The 17,145-nt window shown below is 51.0% G+C and carries 14 protein-coding genes and 1 riboswitch; of the genes, 1 reads left to right on the top strand and 13 read right to left on the bottom strand.

Annotation, left to right across the window (positions count from 1 at the left end):
• Positions 1 to 175: 175 nt before the first annotated feature.
• The 7 genes from H8S75_RS25475 to H8S75_RS25445 form a co-directional block, all read right to left on the bottom strand.
• On the bottom strand, positions 176 to 1,801 hold the full coding sequence (locus H8S75_RS25475; protein ID WP_187023914.1) for a C40 family peptidase: 1,626 nt from the start codon (positions 1,799 to 1,801) through the stop codon (positions 176 to 178).
• A 164-nt stretch (positions 1,802 to 1,965) separates the two neighbouring features.
• Positions 1,966 to 2,763: an ABC transporter ATP-binding protein gene (locus tag H8S75_RS25470; RefSeq protein WP_029466354.1), complete on the bottom strand. Its 798-nt coding sequence runs from the start codon at positions 2,761 to 2,763 to the stop codon at positions 1,966 to 1,968.
• 2 nt (positions 2,764 to 2,765) lie between these two features.
• Positions 2,766 to 3,680, bottom strand: coding sequence for an ABC transporter permease (locus tag H8S75_RS25465; RefSeq protein ID WP_187023913.1), 915 nt, complete (start codon positions 3,678 to 3,680; stop codon positions 2,766 to 2,768).
• 171 nt (positions 3,681 to 3,851) lie between these two features.
• On the bottom strand, positions 3,852 to 4,904 hold the full coding sequence (locus H8S75_RS25460; protein WP_187023912.1) for an ABC transporter substrate-binding protein: 1,053 nt from the start codon (positions 4,902 to 4,904) through the stop codon (positions 3,852 to 3,854).
• 189 nt (positions 4,905 to 5,093) lie between these two features.
• Positions 5,094 to 6,605 carry a UDP-glucose--hexose-1-phosphate uridylyltransferase gene (galT, locus tag H8S75_RS25455; protein WP_243270450.1) on the bottom strand — a complete coding sequence of 504 codons (1,512 nt, stop codon included), beginning with the start codon at positions 6,603 to 6,605 and terminating at the stop codon, positions 5,094 to 5,096.
• A gap of 87 nt (positions 6,606 to 6,692) precedes the next feature.
• Complete coding sequence (locus H8S75_RS25450) at positions 6,693 to 7,214, bottom strand: Gx transporter family protein (protein ID WP_055652877.1); 522 nt, start codon at positions 7,212 to 7,214, stop codon at positions 6,693 to 6,695.
• A gap of 115 nt (positions 7,215 to 7,329) precedes the next feature.
• Entirely contained in the window at positions 7,330 to 9,621 is a 2,292-nt protein-coding gene (locus H8S75_RS25445; RefSeq protein WP_187023910.1) for an FMN-binding protein, read from the bottom strand.
• 250 nt (positions 9,622 to 9,871) lie between these two features.
• Between H8S75_RS25445 and H8S75_RS25440 the strand changes: the two genes are divergently transcribed.
• Positions 9,872 to 10,243 (top strand): NusG domain II-containing protein, encoded by a 372-nt coding sequence (locus H8S75_RS25440; protein ID WP_187023909.1) that lies wholly within the window; start codon positions 9,872 to 9,874, stop codon positions 10,241 to 10,243.
• Positions 10,244 to 10,252: 9 nt separating this feature from the next.
• Here the strand turns inward: H8S75_RS25440 and thiW are convergent, their stop codons facing one another.
• The 6 genes from thiW to H8S75_RS25410 form a co-directional block, all read right to left on the bottom strand.
• On the bottom strand, positions 10,253 to 10,765 hold the full coding sequence (gene thiW, locus H8S75_RS25435; protein ID WP_187023908.1) for an energy coupling factor transporter S component ThiW: 513 nt from the start codon (positions 10,763 to 10,765) through the stop codon (positions 10,253 to 10,255).
• A gap of 171 nt (positions 10,766 to 10,936) precedes the next feature.
• Positions 10,937 to 11,044: riboswitch (TPP riboswitch) on the bottom strand.
• Positions 11,045 to 11,068: 24 nt separating this feature from the next.
• Positions 11,069 to 11,956: a DegV family protein gene (locus H8S75_RS25430; RefSeq protein ID WP_187023907.1), complete on the bottom strand. Its 888-nt coding sequence runs from the start codon at positions 11,954 to 11,956 to the stop codon at positions 11,069 to 11,071.
• A gap of 53 nt (positions 11,957 to 12,009) precedes the next feature.
• Positions 12,010 to 13,398 carry a sensor histidine kinase gene (locus H8S75_RS25425; RefSeq protein ID WP_187023906.1) on the bottom strand — a complete coding sequence of 463 codons (1,389 nt, stop codon included), beginning with the start codon at positions 13,396 to 13,398 and terminating at the stop codon, positions 12,010 to 12,012.
• 1 nt (position 13,399) lies between these two features.
• A complete protein-coding gene (locus H8S75_RS25420; protein WP_187023905.1) occupies positions 13,400 to 14,092 on the bottom strand; it encodes a response regulator transcription factor in 693 nt (230 codons plus the stop codon).
• 9 nt (positions 14,093 to 14,101) lie between these two features.
• A complete protein-coding gene (locus tag H8S75_RS25415) occupies positions 14,102 to 15,757 on the bottom strand; it encodes a Na/Pi cotransporter family protein (protein WP_187023904.1) in 1,656 nt (551 codons plus the stop codon).
• A gap of 108 nt (positions 15,758 to 15,865) precedes the next feature.
• The gene (locus H8S75_RS25410) at positions 15,866 to 16,858 is read right to left on the bottom strand and encodes a dipeptidase (protein ID WP_187023903.1); all 993 of its coding nucleotides are present in this window, start codon (positions 16,856 to 16,858) and stop codon (positions 15,866 to 15,868) included.
• Between the last annotated feature and the right edge of the window lie 287 nt (positions 16,859 to 17,145).

The following is a 17,145-nucleotide window of genomic DNA, read 5'->3' as shown; positions in this document are numbered from 1 at the left end:
ACAAAAAACTACATAATCAACGTCGTGGCGAATCACTACATTCGCTCTTTTGTTATGTGATTTTTTATTTCAAGTCCATTATACACTATCTTGGCCGATTTGCGAAGTTTCCTAGAAAGGAAAAAAGCATGCGCAGAAAACTGTCTATGGTTCTGCGCATGCTCTCTTATATGGATTAATCTCCCAGTATATTCCTGATTCTCACCGGTGTTCTGTAGTTCCATGTCGAGATCTTAATACCGCTTCTCCGGCTGGCCGCGTTGACGATCTGGCCGTTGCCGATATAGATTCCCACATGATTGATAGTTCCTTTACTGTTCGCATAGAATACGAGATCTCCCGGACGCATCTCGCTGGACTTCACTGCTTTTCCCATATTCGCCTGCGAACCGGAATAGTGCGGAAGGCTGATGCCAAAATGACCGAATACGGAGAGTGTAAATCCGGAACAGTCCGCGCCCTTGGTCAGGCTGGTGCCGCCCCATACGTAGGGATTGCCCAGGAACTGCAGTGCGTAGTTTACAATCTGGGTCCTGAGAGAAGCCGCCGCGTTGGCCTTTTCCTCCAGCGGTGAGAACTTGATCGCCTCAGGCAGCGCATACCTTACATCGACGTAATCCGATGCCACATAAGCGTTGCTGTCCTCTTCCAGCTCGATCTCTACCCAGCCGTCAATCTGTTTCAATACCGGATACTTCTCGTTATTCGAGATCTGGGTCCAGATCTTGGAATCGGTGGACGGTTCGGACCGGGCGTTCAGCATGTCCGTGTTCACGATGGCCATCAGCTCAGCGACCTTAAGCGCCTCATCCTTGGCTGCCTGTCCGGTCAGAATAAAATCGGATTTCACGTAGCCGGTGATCTTACCGGACTGGATCTTGTACCAGCCATTGTCCGTCGTCTCGAGAATGTTGCCCGCCGCCTTGCTCGGCATCTTAGCAATTACCTTGCCGTCCTCGCTGGGCTCTTCCCTGACGTTTAAATAGTTATCCACATCTGAGATACCGATGTTCTTGTACATATTGAAGATCATGGCCTTCAGATCCAGCTTCCTGGCCTCGTTTAACGCATACTCCAGCTTGACGTAATCAGCCGACATATAGCCGGACGGAATCTGAACCCAGCCGTCGACCTGATCGATGACCTCGTACCGCTCGTTTATAAGGCCCTGTCCCACAACATCCGACGTGGTATTGGCCTCTTTTCTGATATTTAAGTTGTCAACCTGCACGATCGCCCGCAGTGCCACCAGCTCATAGGCTTTCGTCTTCGCCTCATCACCTGTCAGGACATACTGGGAATCAATATATCCCTCGATGCCGCCGGAAGAAATCTTATACCAGCCCTCCTGGGTACTGTCTAATATCTCACAGGCACTGTCTCCCATCAGCTTTCCAACAATATCCGCCGAAGTATTCGGTTCTTTTCTCACATTCAAATATCCGGAAACCTGAACAATTCCCAGATTCTGATAGGAATCGACAACCGCCTTTTTTTCCTCTTCCGTCTTCTTTGCCTGTGCTTCTGCCTCAGACTCCTCGGCTTCCTTCGCAGCAATCTTCAGCTGTCCCGGGTCTTCCGCCTGGCTCTCCGTCTCTGTCGCTGCGGTCGTCTTTTCCGCCCCTGCCGATACACGCTTTGCTATGGCCTTCCCGGCAAACAGGAGGATTACAACCACCACAACCGCTATCACTGCCAGAATGATGTATCTCTCAAAATCATTCTTATTACGCTTCTTTCTGGCTTTGTTCAGATGAACGATGTAATCTTTTTTGTCACTTTTATCGCTTTTGTTTTCCATTGTGTAATATTCACTCCATCATCGTTTTTGGCTTGAAACAGTCAAGTCAGACTACGAGCCTATCCGTCTTAGTATAGCATAATTTGTCGGTTATTGCGATATAGAAAGAATAAATAATTATTAAGATTATGTAACGATTCTGTGACATAAATATGTATACGATGCTACTTCGCCAGGATCATTCGGTCATTTGCAAACTCTTCGCCGCTTGCTTCCTCGAATTTCTTTAAGAGGTCTTCCACCTCCAGGTTCCTCTTCTCTTCCCCGGAAATATCATAGATAATGCGGCCTTCATGCATCATGATGAGGCGGTTGCCGATGGAGATGGCGTCCTTCATGTTATGGGTGATCATCAGAGTCGTCAGATTCTGCTCTTCCACGATCTCCTGCGTGATCTCCAGCACCTTTTTCGCCGTCTTCGGATCCAGGGCCGCGGTGTGCTCGTCAAGCAGAAGCAGCTTCGGTTTCTGAAGCGTCGCCATCAGAAGCGTCAGCGCCTGTCTCTGACCGCCAGACAACAGACCTACCTTGTTGGTCATGCGGGTCTGGAGTCCCAGCCCCAGCTTCAATAAGGCATCGTGGTAGAAATCCTTCTCGTTGGCCTTGATTCCCCAGCCCAGGCCGCGCGTCTTGCCCCGCCGAAATGCGAGAGCCATGTTCTCCTGAATCTCCATGCCGGCCGCCGTTCCCATCATGGGATCCTGGAAGACTCTGCCAATGTAGCGGGCACGCTTATACTCCGGTTCCCTGGAAATGTTGACGCCGTCGATCTCGATCTTGCCGGAGTCGATAGGGTATACCCCCGCAATCATATTGAGCATCGTGGATTTCCCCGCGCCGTTGCCGCCGATAACCGTCACAAAATCACCTTCGTCCAGATGAAGGTTAATGCCGTTTAACGCTTTTTTCTCGTTGATCGTATTCTTATTAAAAGTCTTTCTGACATTCTGAATATCCAGCATAATTATTCTCCCCCTTCCGTGTAAGCCTTCTTAAGCCGCCATTTTCTCACCACGACAGGGACACAGAGGGCAACCGCCACGATCACCGCGGAAAGCAGCTTCATATCGTTGGCATTCATACCCATCCTCAGTACCACCGCGCGGATGACGAAGTAAATGACAGAGCCTACCACAGCCGAGGTCAGCTTGCTGCCGAAGGATCGAAGGCGTCCCATGAGCACATCGCCGATAACGATGGCCGCCAGGCCGATGACGATAGCGCCGGTTCCCATGCCAATGTCCGCATACTTCTGGCTCTGGCATACGAGTCCCCCGGATAAGCCTACAAGACCGTTGCTGATAGTCAGCGCCAGCAGCTTGGTCCAGTTCGTATTCACGCCCTGCGCCCGGATCATGGCCTCGTTGTTGCCGGTCGCACGCATGGCGCTTCCGATCTCCGTACCGAAGAACCAGTACAGAAAGGCGATCATCACGATCGCAACTCCGACTCCCAGGAGAAGGGAAGCGACCTGCTTATTGATCCCTGTCCATCCGATGATCCTGGAGAAAATCGTGTCGGTCTTTAACAGAGGCACATTGCTCTTGCCTCCCATGATCCGCAGATTGATGGACCACAGTCCGATCTGCGTCAAAATTCCCGCGAGAATCGCCGGTATCTCAAACACTGTATGTAAGAATCCTGTCACCATTCCTGCCACCATGCCGGCTGCTGCCGCCACAATCAGTGCGGCCCAGGGATCCATCCCTCTGTTCAATACCATGACGGCGCAGACACAGCCGCCCAGGGCAAAACTTCCATCCACCGTCAAATCGGCAATGTCCAAAAGCTTGTAGGTGATGTAGACACCCAGTACCATAATTCCCCATAAGACTCCCTGTACTACCGCATCCTGAAGGGATACCAGTAAACCGTTCATTCAACCATTCCTCCGCATCTTTATCTTTCTGGCATTTCCTTAAGCGTCTGTAATAACGCTCATAAATGCCTTACATAAAGAATACACTTCCGCATTCTTTATGTAAAGCATTTATGTAGAAACAGACAGATGCCTGCCGCTGCTGGCATCTGCCTGTTCATAAATATTCTTTTATTTGAGACCGGAAACGTCGATCCCAAGCGCTGCCGCGGTATCTTCGTTTACAGTCAGATTGCACTTGTCTGCCGGCAGGTATTCAATCGGCATCTGAGAGATATCAGCGCCTTCTGTCAGGATTCTGACAGCCTGCTGGCCGGTTAAGTAACCAAGCTGGAAGTAGTCGATTCCGTATGTAGCCAGGCCGCCTGCGTTCACCATTCCCTCTTCTCCGCAGATAACCGGGATTCCGTTGTCACTCGCAACCATAGCAACCGTCGCCATCCCTGCTGCGATGGTGTTGTCTGTAGGCGCGTAGATCGCGTCCACATTGCCTACCATGGAGGTAACTACAGTCTGAAGTTCATTGGAGTTCGATACCGTATAATCAACGGCCTTCATGCCCTTGGCCTCAATAGCTTCTCTCGCCATCTTCGCCTGAATCTCGGAATTGGACTCTGCCGAGCAGTAAAGTACGCCAATGGTCTGTGCATCCGGAAGAATCTGCTTTAATAAATCAACCTGCTCCTTTACAGGAGTCAAGTCGGAAGTACCGCTGACATTACCACCCGGAACATCGTTACTCTCTACTAAATCAGACTCTGCCGGGTCAGTAACCGCCGTAAGGAGAATCGGGATATCCGTTGTCGCACCTGCCACTGCCTGTGCTGCCGGAGTCGCAATCGCAAGGATTAAGTCGTCGCCGTCATTCACCAGCTTGCTGGCGATGGTCTGGCAGGTCGGCTGATCGCCGGAGGCGTTCTGCTGGTCTACCGTATAATTAAGTCCGGCGTCATCGAGCGCCTGGATAAATCCCTTGTTTGCCGCGTCCAGCGCGGAATGCTGCACCAGCTGAAGAACACCGATCTTAAACTGCTTGCCGTCGTCCGTCCCGGCCGCTTCTGCTGTCGTCTCTTCTGCCTTCGTCTCAGCTGCGGAGGAAACCGCCTCTGCCGTCGTTGTCTCTGGTGCCGCGGTCGTCTCCGCCGGCTTGCTCCCACATGCCGTTAAAGAAATCATCATGGCGCCTGCCAGGATGAGTGATGCCACTTTTGCTGTTTTTTTCATAACCAATCTCTCCTCTTCTTCACAAATCTCGTTCGATCTGAACTTAATTGGTATCATACTACAAAAAATCCACCCCGTCAATTTCATTGCTTTAAATTTATGTGTGTTTAACGCATTAAAGTGGATTTTTGTTAAAAATGCCGAAAACAGAGAAATTGTTTTATCACTTTTTACCCTGCAAAAACTACTTTATGCTTCCAGAAAGCCGGTGCTGTGGAGGAAACGTCCGAACGCTTCCCTGCCCTCTCCGCCGCACTTGTAGACGCCCGCATCCTCAAGGACGCGCTCGAATACAAGGCCTACTTCCTTCTTTAAAATCCCGTCAATCGTATCCTTCGTGATCTCCGGATACTGGGGCAGGAATTCTTCTACCCAGTCCGCGTGCTTCTCGATCATCTCGTTGCTGCGGATATCCTTTTTCTCCAGAATATACTCGGCCAAAAGGCTTAGCTCGGCCTTCAGTCTGGAAGGAAGGACGGCCAGTCCCATCACCTCGATCAGGCCGATGTTCTCCTTCTTGATGTGATGAAGCTCCTGATGAGGATGGTATACGCCTAAGGGATACTCCTCCGTCGTAATATTGTTCCGGAGCACCAGGTCCAGCTCGTACATCTCTCCCTTTTTCCTGGCAATTGGAGTAATTGTATTATGCGGTTCCCCGTCAGTCTCTGCGAAAATAAACGCTTCCTCGTCCGTATAGCCTCTCCACGTCTGCAATACCCGGTCTCCCAGCCGGATTAAGTCGTCCGGATTCTTGCTGCGGGTTCTGAGGACGGCCATCGGCCATTTCACGATGCCGGCTTCCACACCCGGAAACTCTTCCATCTGGTAATACTTCTCGATCGGCGCCTTCGCCATGGCAAAGGTATAGTTGCCGCCCTGGAAATGATCATGAGACAGGATAGAACCGCCCACAATCGGTAGATCCGCGTTGGAGCCCAGGAAGTAGTGAGGGAACAGCCTGACGAAATCGAACAGCTTGACAAAGGTGTTCTTCTCGATCTTCATGGGAATGTGCTGTCCGTTAAACACGATACAGTGCTCGTTATAATATACGTATGGGGAATACTGAAAGCCCCACCTGCTGTCGTTAATTTTTAAACGAATGATCCGGTGGTTGTTCCTGGCGGGATGATTTGTTCTGCCTGCGTATCCCTCGTTCTCCATACAGAGCTGGCACTTGGGATAACCGCTCTGTTTTGCCAGCTTAGCGGCCGCAATGGCCTTCGGGTCCTTCTCAGGCTTGGATAAGTTGACGGTAATATCGAGATCGCCGTACTTCGTGGGCGTTACCCATCTCATATCCTTTTTGATGCGGTACCGTCTGATGTAGTCTGAATCCTGGCTCAGTTTATAATAGTAATCCGTGGCTGCCTCCGGTGACTCCCCATCATAGATCTCCCAGAATTTCTTCTCGATCTCACCAGGTCTAGGCATCAGGCAGTTCATCAGTTTTGTATCGAATAAGTCCCGGTATGTAATGCTGTCCTCCGGCATAACTCCCGTCTCATGGGCATAATCCAGCAATTCCTTTAAAACGGATTCCAAATCGGTCTCAACTGACTCACCTTCCGGTTCTTCATACTCGTCCATCCGCATCACGTCAAGAATCTGGTTCGTGGCATAGATCTTATCAACCTCCGTAATCAGTCCTGTATCCAATCCGTACTGCACCAGTTTCTTTATTGCCTCATAAATCATCCCAATCCCTCCTGTTTTCTTCATGACTGTTTCCCTCTATTATAACTTGAGGGTACGCGTAAAACAATACGATATCCTTTGTTTTTCCTATAATTTTTTTATAAAGCGGGGAAGCCGTTCCACGATCAGCCCTCCGACCAGACCGATCACGAGGCCGGCGGCCGTACCTGCAATCAGAAGCACGGGCAGATAAACAAAGACTCCCGCCTGCTTTACCACCAGCGCCGCCACACACAGCTGGCCGATGTTATGGCCCACGCCGCCGATGACGCTGATTCCCACAGAGCTGAACCATTCCCGCTTTTTGCACAGGATCATCAGCAGAATGCTTAAGGCCCAGCCGCCGAGGCTGTACATCATGCTGAAGACATTACCAAAGGTAAACGCCACCAGCACGATACGGATCATGGAAACAGCCACGGTTCCGCCGATTCCGACCGTATAGAGGCCCACGACCGTCACCAGATTGGCCAGCCCCAGCTTCACACCCGGAACCCCAAGGGAAATGGGGATCAGCGTCTCTACGAAGCTTAACACGAAGGCAAGCGCAATCAGCATGCCGTAAAGCGCCGTCTTATGGGCGGGACTTTGTTCCGTCTTTCCTGTCATAGTCTTACCTCCTTTTTTGTTCCGCCTATCATCTTACCATATTTCCGGTGTAAAATACAATTGCCAGACTTCGAAAAGTCCGGCAATTGTTAAAATTCTAATCACGCATCACTGTTTACTTGGAAGCCTGCTTCAAACAGTCTTCCACACCGCCTGTAAATCCGTATAAATTAATGCTTACGGAGGCGATGGTATCGGTATAGCCATCTTCATTGATCAGACCGTCCAGAGACTGGTTATCCAGCACGTAGGCCACAACCGATTCCGCCTGTTCATGCCACTTCGGGCCGTCTTCTGTCATCACGTACTCGCCGTTCATGGATAAGCTGCTCTTTTTCTTTCCGTCCTTATCCACACAGTCCCAGGTGAGAGCCGTGATCTTTCCGTCCTTGATTGTCATGGCAACCTGATCCTTATAGCCGTTGCCGTCAAATTCCGGAGATTCATAGGAGTAGCTTCCATCCTTTACCGCGTTCACGGAAGCCGCCGCTGTACCGCCTTCCGAAGACTGGCGCAGACAGTCCTCCACGCCGCCGGCAAAGCCGTATAAATTGATGCTCACGGAAGCCACCGTATCGGTATAGCCGTCCTCATTGATCAGGCCGTCGAGCGACTGGTTCTCCAGCACGTATTTTACGACTGCATCCGCCTGCTCATGCCACTTCGGGCCATCCTCCGTCATGACGTACTCACCGTCCATGGAGAGATTGCTCTTTTTCTTTCCGTCTTTATCCACGCAGTCCCAGGTGAGAGCCGTGATCTTTCCATCCTTCACGGTCATGGAAACCTGATCCTTATATCCGTTGCTGTCAAACTCCGGCGCCTCATAGGAGAAGGATCCGTCGTTCCAGCTGCTCTTTGCCGCGGTTTCCGAAGATGCCTGACGCAGGCAGTCCTTCACTCCATTTACAAATCCGTACAGGTTAATGCTTACAGACGCCACCGTATCGGTATAGCCATCCGCGTCGATTAAATTATCGAGAGACTGGTTATCCAGCACGTATTTCACAACCGCATCTGCCTGCTCGTGCCACTTCGGGCCGTCCTCTGTCATCACATACTCGCCGGTCATGGATAAGTTGCTCTTCAGTTTTCCGTCCTTATCCACGCAGTCCCAGGTAAGGGCTGTGATCTTGCCGCCTTTGACGGTCATGGCCACCTGGTCTTTATAACCGTTGCTGTCAAATTCCGGCGCCTCGTAAGTGTAAGACCCGTCGTTCCATCCAGCCTTCGTTCCGGCTTCTCCGGCTGCCTGCTTCAGACAGTCCTTCACACCGTTTACAAATCCGTATAAGTTAATGCTCACGGAAGCTACCGTATCGGTGTAGCCATCTGCATTGATCAGACCGTCCAGAGACTGGTTATCCAGCACGTATTTCACGACCGCGTCCGCCTGCTCGTGCCACTTCGGGCCATCCTCCGTCATCACGTATTCGCCGTTCATGGATAAGTTGCTCTTCAGCTTTCCGTCCTTATCCACACAGTCCCAGGTAAGAGAGGTGATCTTGCCGCCCTTAATGGTCATGGCTACCTGATCCTTGTATCCGTTGCTGTCGAACTCCGGCGCCTCATAAGAGTAAGATCCGTCGTTCCAACCGGCCTTTGTTCCGGCTTCTCCGGCCGCCTGCTTCAGGCAGTCCTTCACACCGTTTACAAATCCATATAAGTTAATACTTACGGAAGCTACCGTATCGGTATAGCCTTCTTCATTGATCAGGCCGTCCAGAGACTGATGATCCAGCACGTATTGCACGACTGCATCCGCCTGCTCATACCACTTCGGGCCGTCTTCTGTCATAACGTACTGGCCATCCATTGAGAGATTGCTCTTCAGTTTTCCGTCTTTATCGACACAGTCCCAGGAAAGCGCCGTAATCTTGCCGTCCTTGATGGTCATATTCACCTGATCCTTGTATCCGTTGTCATCGAATTCAGGGGATTCATAGGAATATGTACCGTCATTCCAGCCAGTCGCTGTTTCCTCTGCCTTTGTTGTCTCTTCTTCCGCGGCTTCGCCTCTTGCTTCAGCAAGCGCCTTTTCCACCGCTTTAATGATTGCATTGCTGCTGAGTGTGGCGCCTGAAACCGCATCCATATCCAGCGTCTGTTTTCCAATAATTGCATCCGGAAGAGATGGTACTACCTGATCCAGAAGTGTCTCTTTCTCTCCCACTACATCGATCGATTCGATCGCCTTTGTGGAAACCTTAACCGTTACGGTAACGGGTCCGCCATATCCGCGGGCAGATGCCGTGTACGTTCCCGCCGTGTAGATCGCCGGACGTGCCATATCATCAATTGCTTTGTAAAGCGGATCGGATCCGAGTATTGTTGCTCCCGCCAGAACCACCAGCGCACCCAGCCCGATCAGTCCCTTTTTCTTCGTATCCATACTGCCTTTATTCATGATTTCCTCCTGAAATGTACGATTTACTACTTTGTTTTTATTTTAACATATTCTTAACGATACAAGCAATGCTTTTTTTAATGATTTTGATTATTTTATAAAATTTTTATAACTTCATGTATAATTCTGGAAATTGTGTTATACTATGAAGGACAATTGCTGGAGAATTGGAAAAATATGTAGGATTTTAGCACTTTATAATGCTAATTCAACACAGTATTGCTCGAAAGTACAAAGAACAGGAAAGAAAATGATGAGTGCAGAGAATAAACATATCGGAAAAAAGAAGAAGGAGCTCGTTCTGATCCTTGTTATTTTAGCAGTTTCCGCGCTGCTTTATGCAGGTACGCGGATTATTTTTTCAAAACCACCTATGAGAGTCGAAATATCGGTGGATGGAGTTGTAATTGAAACCCTTGATTTAAATAAAGACACAGAGTTCACCGTCGAAGGCTGGAACGGCGGAACGAACCACATCGTCATTAAAGACGGAACGGTTCACGTCACCGAGGCCAGCTGCCCGGATAAGGTCTGTGTCAACCAGGGGACGATCCGGCGGACCGGGGAAGCCATCATCTGCCTTCCCAACCGCATGATCGCCCGTATTACCGGCGGAGAATAATTTCTCCGCCTATTCTTTTGCCGCAACCTGGCGTTTTAAGTATCCAAACGCGCCGGAACGGCAGAGAACGCCGATCAGAATCGCCGCGATGGCCGTTCCGCACAGCGTACTCATCAAAAATGGCGCCACATAGAAAAACAGGGCGACCTCTTTTCCCATAAGAATCGCCGCAACCGGATAGCAGAGCGTCGCTCCGATTATACCGGTGCCGATGATCTCGGCCGCATAGGCGGCGGTCAGTTTTCCGGTCCAGCGGTAGGCCAGCCCGCAGAGCAGCGCCCCCACCATGCTTCCCGGAAATGCAAGAAGGCTTCCCGTACCCATCAGGTTTCTGATGAGCGACGTACAGAAAGCGATCGCCATACCGTAGACCGGACCCAGAAATACGCCCGCCATGACGTTTACCATGTGCTGAATCGGGAAACATTTCGACGCCCCGATCGGCACGGAAAAGGTGGACAGTGCCACCGCCAGAGCGGTCAGCATGCCGCTCACTACCAGTTTCTTAACATTAAATTTCATCTTCAGTTCCTCCTGTGTTTTTCTATAACATACAAAGAGTCCGGCAAGCCGGACTCGTGCGCCGGAGCGCGGCCGCTTCAGCAGCCCCCGGAGTTTTTTGTTTCATAGGACAAACTTTCCCATGAAACAAAAAAAGCGCCCATACCAAACGTCTGGTATGGGCGGCAAATATCCCTGTCATCTCATATTTCCCTACGTTGGCATTATCCAAATCAGGTAATAGGTCGAAGTTTGAGCACTTCCTCTCAGCCCGCCGCACGAGCTCCCTGTTGTATGTCAGTCTATCACTGCCTGCTTTTTTTGTCAATCCTTTCTTTCGTCTCCGAAGAAAAACAAAGCCACGGTTCCCGGTCCCGTATGGGCTCCGATGACGGTTCCGATGCTGTTGATCAGCACGCTGCCGTTCAGCTCCGGAAAGCGCGTCTCCACCAGTTCGGCCACAGCCCTGGCGTCGTCTTCACAGGCAGAACAGGAGATGAAGCATTTCCCTTTGTACCCGTTCTTTCCATCGGCGTGCTCTTCCATCATCCGGACCGCTTCCTGCATCGCCTTTTTCTTTGTCCTGATCTTATGACGGGGAATCAAATGTCCCTCGTGATCCATGTTCATCAGCGGGCATATGTTTAATACGGTCCCCAACATGGCTGAGGTCGCAGAAATACGGCCGCCCCGCTTGAAGCTGGTTAAATCCGTGGAAAAGAACCAGTGATGCACGTGAAGTCTCCGCTCCATCGTGATCCGGTACGCCTCTTCCAGAGAAAGGCCCTGGTCGCGTAAATCCGCGGCCGCGTCCACCAGCAGTCCATAGCCGGAAGAAGCCCCCAGGGAGTCCACCACCAGAATCTTCCGGTCCGGGTACTCTTCCTTCAGCTCTTCCACCGCGCTGCAGGCGGAATTATAGGTCCCTGAAATACCGGAGGAAAGGCTGATATGGAGAATATCCTTTCCCTCCTCTAATATAGCTCCAAAAAAATCATGGAACTCAGCCACGTTGACCTGTGATGTAGTCGGCATGGCGCCTTTTGAAATCCTGTTGTAAAACTCATCAAACGGCATGCTCTGTCCCAAATCATCCGGGTAGGACACCCCGTCCATTAAGTAGTGGAAACAGACATAGGGAATCTGACGTTCGTCAAAATACGTTTTCTTCATATCTGCCGTGGAACAGCATGTTAATACAAATTGATTCATACTCCGCACACCTCCTTTTGTGATTAGCCTTTTTCATTCTATCACAAAATTCGTCAAATTGGAATCTTTACCGTAAATTCCGTCCCTTCCTCCAGTTCAGACTGTACCGTAATCGTTCCGTGATAATAACCCGCAATGTGCTTTACAATGGATAATCCCAGGCCGGTTCCGCCCTGTTTGCGGCTTCGTCCCTTGTCCACCCGGTAAAACCGCTCGAAGATGCGCCCAAGGGATTCCTTTGGAATTCCCATGCCGTTGTCCCTTACCCGTATGATCATTTCCTTGTCTTCTTCTGTAATGGTCACCCAGACCTCTCCGCCCGGTTTGTTGTACTTTATGGCGTTGCTGAGCAGATTGCTTAAAAGCTCCGTCATCTGGCGGACGCTTACGTAGATGCACAGCGGTTTGCAGTCCGCGTGGACCAGAACTTCATTGGAGGCTGCCAGCGGCTTCAGCGATTCCAGCACGTCCTCCAGAACGATGGACATCCGGACATCCTGGCGCGCCTCTTCGGCCTCCTTCGTCTCCAGCCTGGAGATCATCAGGATATCGTTAATCAGGCTGGTCATGTGGATCGCTTCTTTCTTGATCCGCCGGATGAAGTCCTTTTTCTGTTCCTCATCCTGAATAATTCCGCTCTCCAGAAGCTCTGCGTAGCCCTGTACCGACGTGATCGGCGTCTTTAACTCGTGGGAGGCGTTGCTGAAGAATTCCTGCCGGATCTGCCGTTCCAGTTCGATCTGGTTTAGATACTCCTTGACATTCTTTGACATTTCCGTCGTCGTCTCCGCGATAATGTTGATTTCCGGATACTGGTACGTCTCAAAGGTCAGCTCCGTGTAGTCCCCGTTGACCTTCAGCATCTCCTGCGATATCTCCTTCAGCGGCTTCGTGATGGAGGCCGCAAAGCTGTCGGCCGAGCAGGCGGAATAAATGAGCGCCACCAGAAAGCTGAGCCAGACGGCTGGAAGAAGGAGGATCAAATACTCCTTAAATCCGGTAAACGGTACCGCCAGCCGCAGTATATAGTCAGAATGATCCGATTCATAAGCCACGTACAGCATATTTTTCTTCAGCGTATCGGAATATCTCCTGGAGGAGCCGCTCCCCGATTCCAGTGCTTCCTTAATCTCCTCCCGGTCCAGGTGGTTGTCCATGGAAGAAGTATCCACCACGCCCGTGTCGGCCGCGACGCTACCGTCCTTTCTGATGACCGTAAAACGGCTGCTGTTGTCATTCACCGTCTCCTCCAGCATCATCACCTCGCCCTGTAAATCCCCGCTATAGTCGAGAACGCTGTCGATGGCCCGCAGAGTGTAGGTCATGTCCTTTCTGGAGCTCTTTAAGAGCGCGCTGCTGGCTGCTATATAAAAGATGGCGCTGCTTAAGATCAGCGCCGCCAGGATTACCTGAATAAATTTTACAAATATGGCCTTCCGCATATCAGCCTTCCTCCGTCTTCACAAAGCGGTAACCCACACCGCGCACCGTGCGGATGCAGAAGCCGCCCTCCTCGCCCAGCTTCTGGCGGAGCGTTCGGATATGCATATCCAGCGTCCTCGTCTCTCCGTCGTAATCGTAGCCCCAGATGTGATTTAAGAGTTCATCCCGGGTGACCACCTTGCTTTGATTCTCCATAAGGTACAAAAGCAGTTCGAATTCTTTTAAAGTCAGCTCTACCTTTTTCCCGCTGCTTAAAACCTCTCTGGTCTTTTTATTCAGACTGATGCAGTATTTCTCTAAAACCTCTTCCTCTGTCTGGTTTCTCGCCCTGCGGCGGAGCAGACTCCTGATTCTGGCCGCCAGCTCCATGACGCCGAAGGGCTTGGTCATATAGTCATCAGCGCCGCCATCCAGTCCTGCCACCTTGTCAAATTCCCTGTCCTTGGCGGTCAGAATGATAATGGGCATGTCTGCCAGGGCATCATTTTTCCGGATTCTCTTTATCGCACTCAGGCCGTCCATCCCCGGAAGCATCAGGTCGAACACCGCCAGATCCGGCATGTCTGTCTCAATGCTTTTGAGGGCGTCTTCCGCCATCTCAAAGGCGGAGACACTATACCCGAAGCCCTCCAGGGCAATTCTGATTAAATCCCTGATATTGTCGTCGTCTTCTACCACATAGATTCTTTCCATACGCGCCTCCTACATCTCATCTCTCACAAATCCCGCTATGTTATGGGCGTGATCCGAAATACGTTCCAGGTTGCTCAATGCCTCCAAAAATACGATGCCGTTTTCCGGCGTACACTTATGGCTGGACAGACGCTCAATATGGCGTTCTCTCAGTTCTTCCTCCAGCATGTCCACGCTCTCCTCACTCTGCACCACGGCCCGTACCTCAGACATACCGGCGCCGCCTCTGGCGTTGATGGCGTGCTCCAGTGCGGAACGCACCGTCTTTATCATTTCCTTCATCTCGCCGGCCGCTTCCACGGAAAATACGATATTCTTGTCCGCCTTCTCCACTGCCAGCTCCGACAGGTTCTCACAGTGGTCGCTGACGCGTTCAAAGTTGCTGACCGTATAGAATAAATTCTTCACCAGCAGATGCTGTTCCTCATTCAGGGACTGATTGTTAATCTTGACCAGATAGGAGGTCAGAAGCTTCTCGTACTGGTTGATCTTTGCCTCCAGCTTCTCCACCTGCTCCGCTTCCGCCCTGCTGTTATCCAGTAAGGCCGCTGTCGCAATATCAAAATTCTCCAGCGCCGCTTTCCCCATGTTGATTACTTCCTGTGTCGCATTCTCAATGGCGAAGGACGGCGTCTCTAAAATTCTCTCGTCCAGGTGGCGCTCCATCTGGGAGCCTTCCGTCTCTTCCTTTCCCTTTTTGCTGCCTCTGATCATGAAGCTTGATGCCTTTACCAGAAGGCCCGCGAAGGGAAATAAGAGTATCGTATTGCTCACATTAAATACGGTATGGAAGATAGAGATTTCCACACTGCTGATCGTCGATGACGCAAACACCGGATTCAGTTTAAAGATGATATACATCACAATTCCGAAGATCACGGCCCCCACCGTATTAAAGAGAAGGTGGATTCCGGCCGCCTGCTTCGCCGTCTTATTGGCTCCGACGCTGGAGATCAGCGCCGTCACGCACGTGCCGATATTCTGTCCCAGCGTGATGAAGATGGCAGACTGCCAGTTCACGATTCCGTTTAACGCCAGTGTCTGCAGGATACCCACCGACGCGGAAGAACTCTGGATAATTCCGGTCACCGCCGCACCGGCAAGGATACCGAGAAACGGATTTCGTCCCAGAACCGCAAATGCCTGCGCAAATATAGGAGCGTCGCGGTACGGAGTGATGGAGGCCGACATAAAGGTCAGACCGATAAACAGCACGCCGAAGCCCACCAGAATTTCTCCCGTCTGCTTCTTCTTACTGTTCTTGCAAAACAGCGTCATGACCGCACCCACGCCCACCAGAGCTGGTGCGAAAAACTCCGGTTTCAGCATCTCGCCCCATTCGCTCATGGATACGATCCAGCTGGTTACCGTGGTTCCGATATTGGCGCCCATGATGATGCCGACCGCCTGGCCCAGGTTCATAATCCCGGCGTTTACGAAGCCGACGACCATGACCGTGGTGGCGGAACTGCTCTGGATAATGGCGGTAATACCCGCTCCGAGAATCACGCCCATCAGGCGGTTCTTCGTTAATGCTCCCAACAGCTGCTGCATCCTGTGTCCCGCAGATTTCTGCAGTCCATCCGCCATGGCATTCATGCCATAGAGAAACATTCCCAGACCCCCGATAAATTTAAACAGCATCTGTAAATCATTGATTGACATAGTCCCCTCCCGGTTTTCATGAAATAAATTGATTGATTATGTAAGCACTATATCAAATCTATGTAAAGTATGATGCACGGGAATGTAAAATCTATGTAAAATTTTGTCTTATTTTAAAATTTCCTTGTATACACGAAGCACATTCTTATAGAACACGCCCTCGATCTCCTCCTCCGTAAAGCCGGCCCTTCTCATGGCCTGCTCCAGCACCGGCAAGTCTTCCGGGGATTTTATCTCCAGTTCCCCTCCGATTCCGTCGAAATCCGATCCCAGCCCGATACACTGAATTCCGCCGATCTTCTTCATATGCTTCATATGTAAAATCATGTCATCGACACGGCTCACCACGTGTTCACCTCTCTGCCAGTCATGCAGAAAGTCCGCACAGTAATTGATGCCGGCCACTCCGCCGCGCTCCGAAAGCGTTTTAAGCATCTCATCGGTTAAGTTTCTTGGATTGGAGGCAACCTTCCTCGCGTTGGAGTGGCTCGCCACGAACGGTTTCTTCGTATACCGGAACACATCCATAATCCCCGCGTCAGACAGGTGGGACACATCCATAATCATCCCCAGCCGTTCCATCTCCCTGACAAATTCGATCCCCGTCTCCGTCAGTCCGTGTTCCGTGTCCGGTTCAAAATACGCCTCGTCCCCTTCAATCCGGATTATATTCGGCCAGCCCAGCTCATTCCGAAAGTTCCAGGTAAGCGTCATCATCCGCACTCCCAACCGGTAAAAGTTCCTCAAAAAAGAGATTTCTCCCTGGCAGACGCCGCCTTCCTCGATTGTCAGCAGCGCAGACATTTTCCCCAGTCTCCGGTTCTCCTCAATATCTTCAAACGTTTTCACAATCCCGATCCGGTCTCCATGCTCTTCCAGCTCCTGATAAAATAGGTCCACCAGCTTCATGCAGTGTTCAAACGGCTTCTCATACCTGTCCAGCGACGTAAACATCGCAAAATTCTGGAGACAGTAGTCCCCCTTCTCCATCCTCTCCAGGTCCACATGGCAGTCATTCTTCCATACTGAATGCTCCTTCCCCTCCTCCTTCCGGTAAAATAACTCCGAAATCGTATCACAGTGCATATCCACAACCTTCATATTGTTTAAACTCCTCTACGTCATCATTCTGAAAAAGGAGCAGCTCCAGGCGGGCTACTCCTTCTGTAACTATGCAAATAGTATCACCATTATTCCAATTTTGCAACCCTGCCCCTCAAAAACGCCCCTCTCTTTTCCCCCAGCGGAGCCAGTACACAGCCGGAAGCGCGGCGGGGAGGCGGAGGCATGGATATTTCAGTGTGCCGGCATCTGGATACGAGCAATAAGAAAGTCCGAGCCTGGCGAACGCGCCCGCATTTGGCGTGTCCGACAGGTTCGGACTTTCT

This window comes from Hungatella hominis, from assembly GCF_014288005.1.
Taxonomy (GTDB): Bacteria; Bacillota; Clostridia; order Lachnospirales; family Lachnospiraceae; genus Hungatella; species Hungatella effluvii.
The sequence above is the reverse complement of the archived record's forward strand: the minus strand, read 5'-3'. Positions and strand labels throughout refer to the sequence as shown.

Coding starts and splice junctions, on each gene's coding strand:
- H8S75_RS25475 (WP_187023914.1), bottom strand. CDS start 1,801: ATGGAAAACAAAAGCGATAAAAGTGACAAAAAAGATTACATCGTTCAT.
- H8S75_RS25470 (WP_029466354.1), bottom strand. CDS start 2,763: ATGCTGGATATTCAGAATGTCAGAAAGACTTTTAATAAGAATACGATC.
- H8S75_RS25465 (WP_187023913.1), bottom strand. CDS start 3,680: ATGAACGGTTTACTGGTATCCCTTCAGGATGCGGTAGTACAGGGAGTC.
- H8S75_RS25460 (WP_187023912.1), bottom strand. CDS start 4,904: ATGAAAAAAACAGCAAAAGTGGCATCACTCATCCTGGCAGGCGCCATG.
- galT (WP_243270450.1), bottom strand. CDS start 6,605: ATGATTTATGAGGCAATAAAGAAACTGGTGCAGTACGGATTGGATACA.
- H8S75_RS25450 (WP_055652877.1), bottom strand. CDS start 7,214: ATGACAGGAAAGACGGAACAAAGTCCCGCCCATAAGACGGCGCTTTAC.
- H8S75_RS25445 (WP_187023910.1), bottom strand. CDS start 9,621: ATGAATAAAGGCAGTATGGATACGAAGAAAAAGGGACTGATCGGGCTG.
- H8S75_RS25440 (WP_187023909.1), top strand. CDS start 9,872: ATGATGAGTGCAGAGAATAAACATATCGGAAAAAAGAAGAAGGAGCTC.
- thiW (WP_187023908.1), bottom strand. CDS start 10,765: ATGAAATTTAATGTTAAGAAACTGGTAGTGAGCGGCATGCTGACCGCT.
- H8S75_RS25430 (WP_187023907.1), bottom strand. CDS start 11,956: ATGAATCAATTTGTATTAACATGCTGTTCCACGGCAGATATGAAGAAA.
- H8S75_RS25425 (WP_187023906.1), bottom strand. CDS start 13,398: ATGCGGAAGGCCATATTTGTAAAATTTATTCAGGTAATCCTGGCGGCG.
- H8S75_RS25420 (WP_187023905.1), bottom strand. CDS start 14,092: ATGGAAAGAATCTATGTGGTAGAAGACGACGACAATATCAGGGATTTA.
- H8S75_RS25415 (WP_187023904.1), bottom strand. CDS start 15,757: ATGTCAATCAATGATTTACAGATGCTGTTTAAATTTATCGGGGGTCTG.
- H8S75_RS25410 (WP_187023903.1), bottom strand. CDS start 16,858: ATGAAGGTTGTGGATATGCACTGTGATACGATTTCGGAGTTATTTTAC.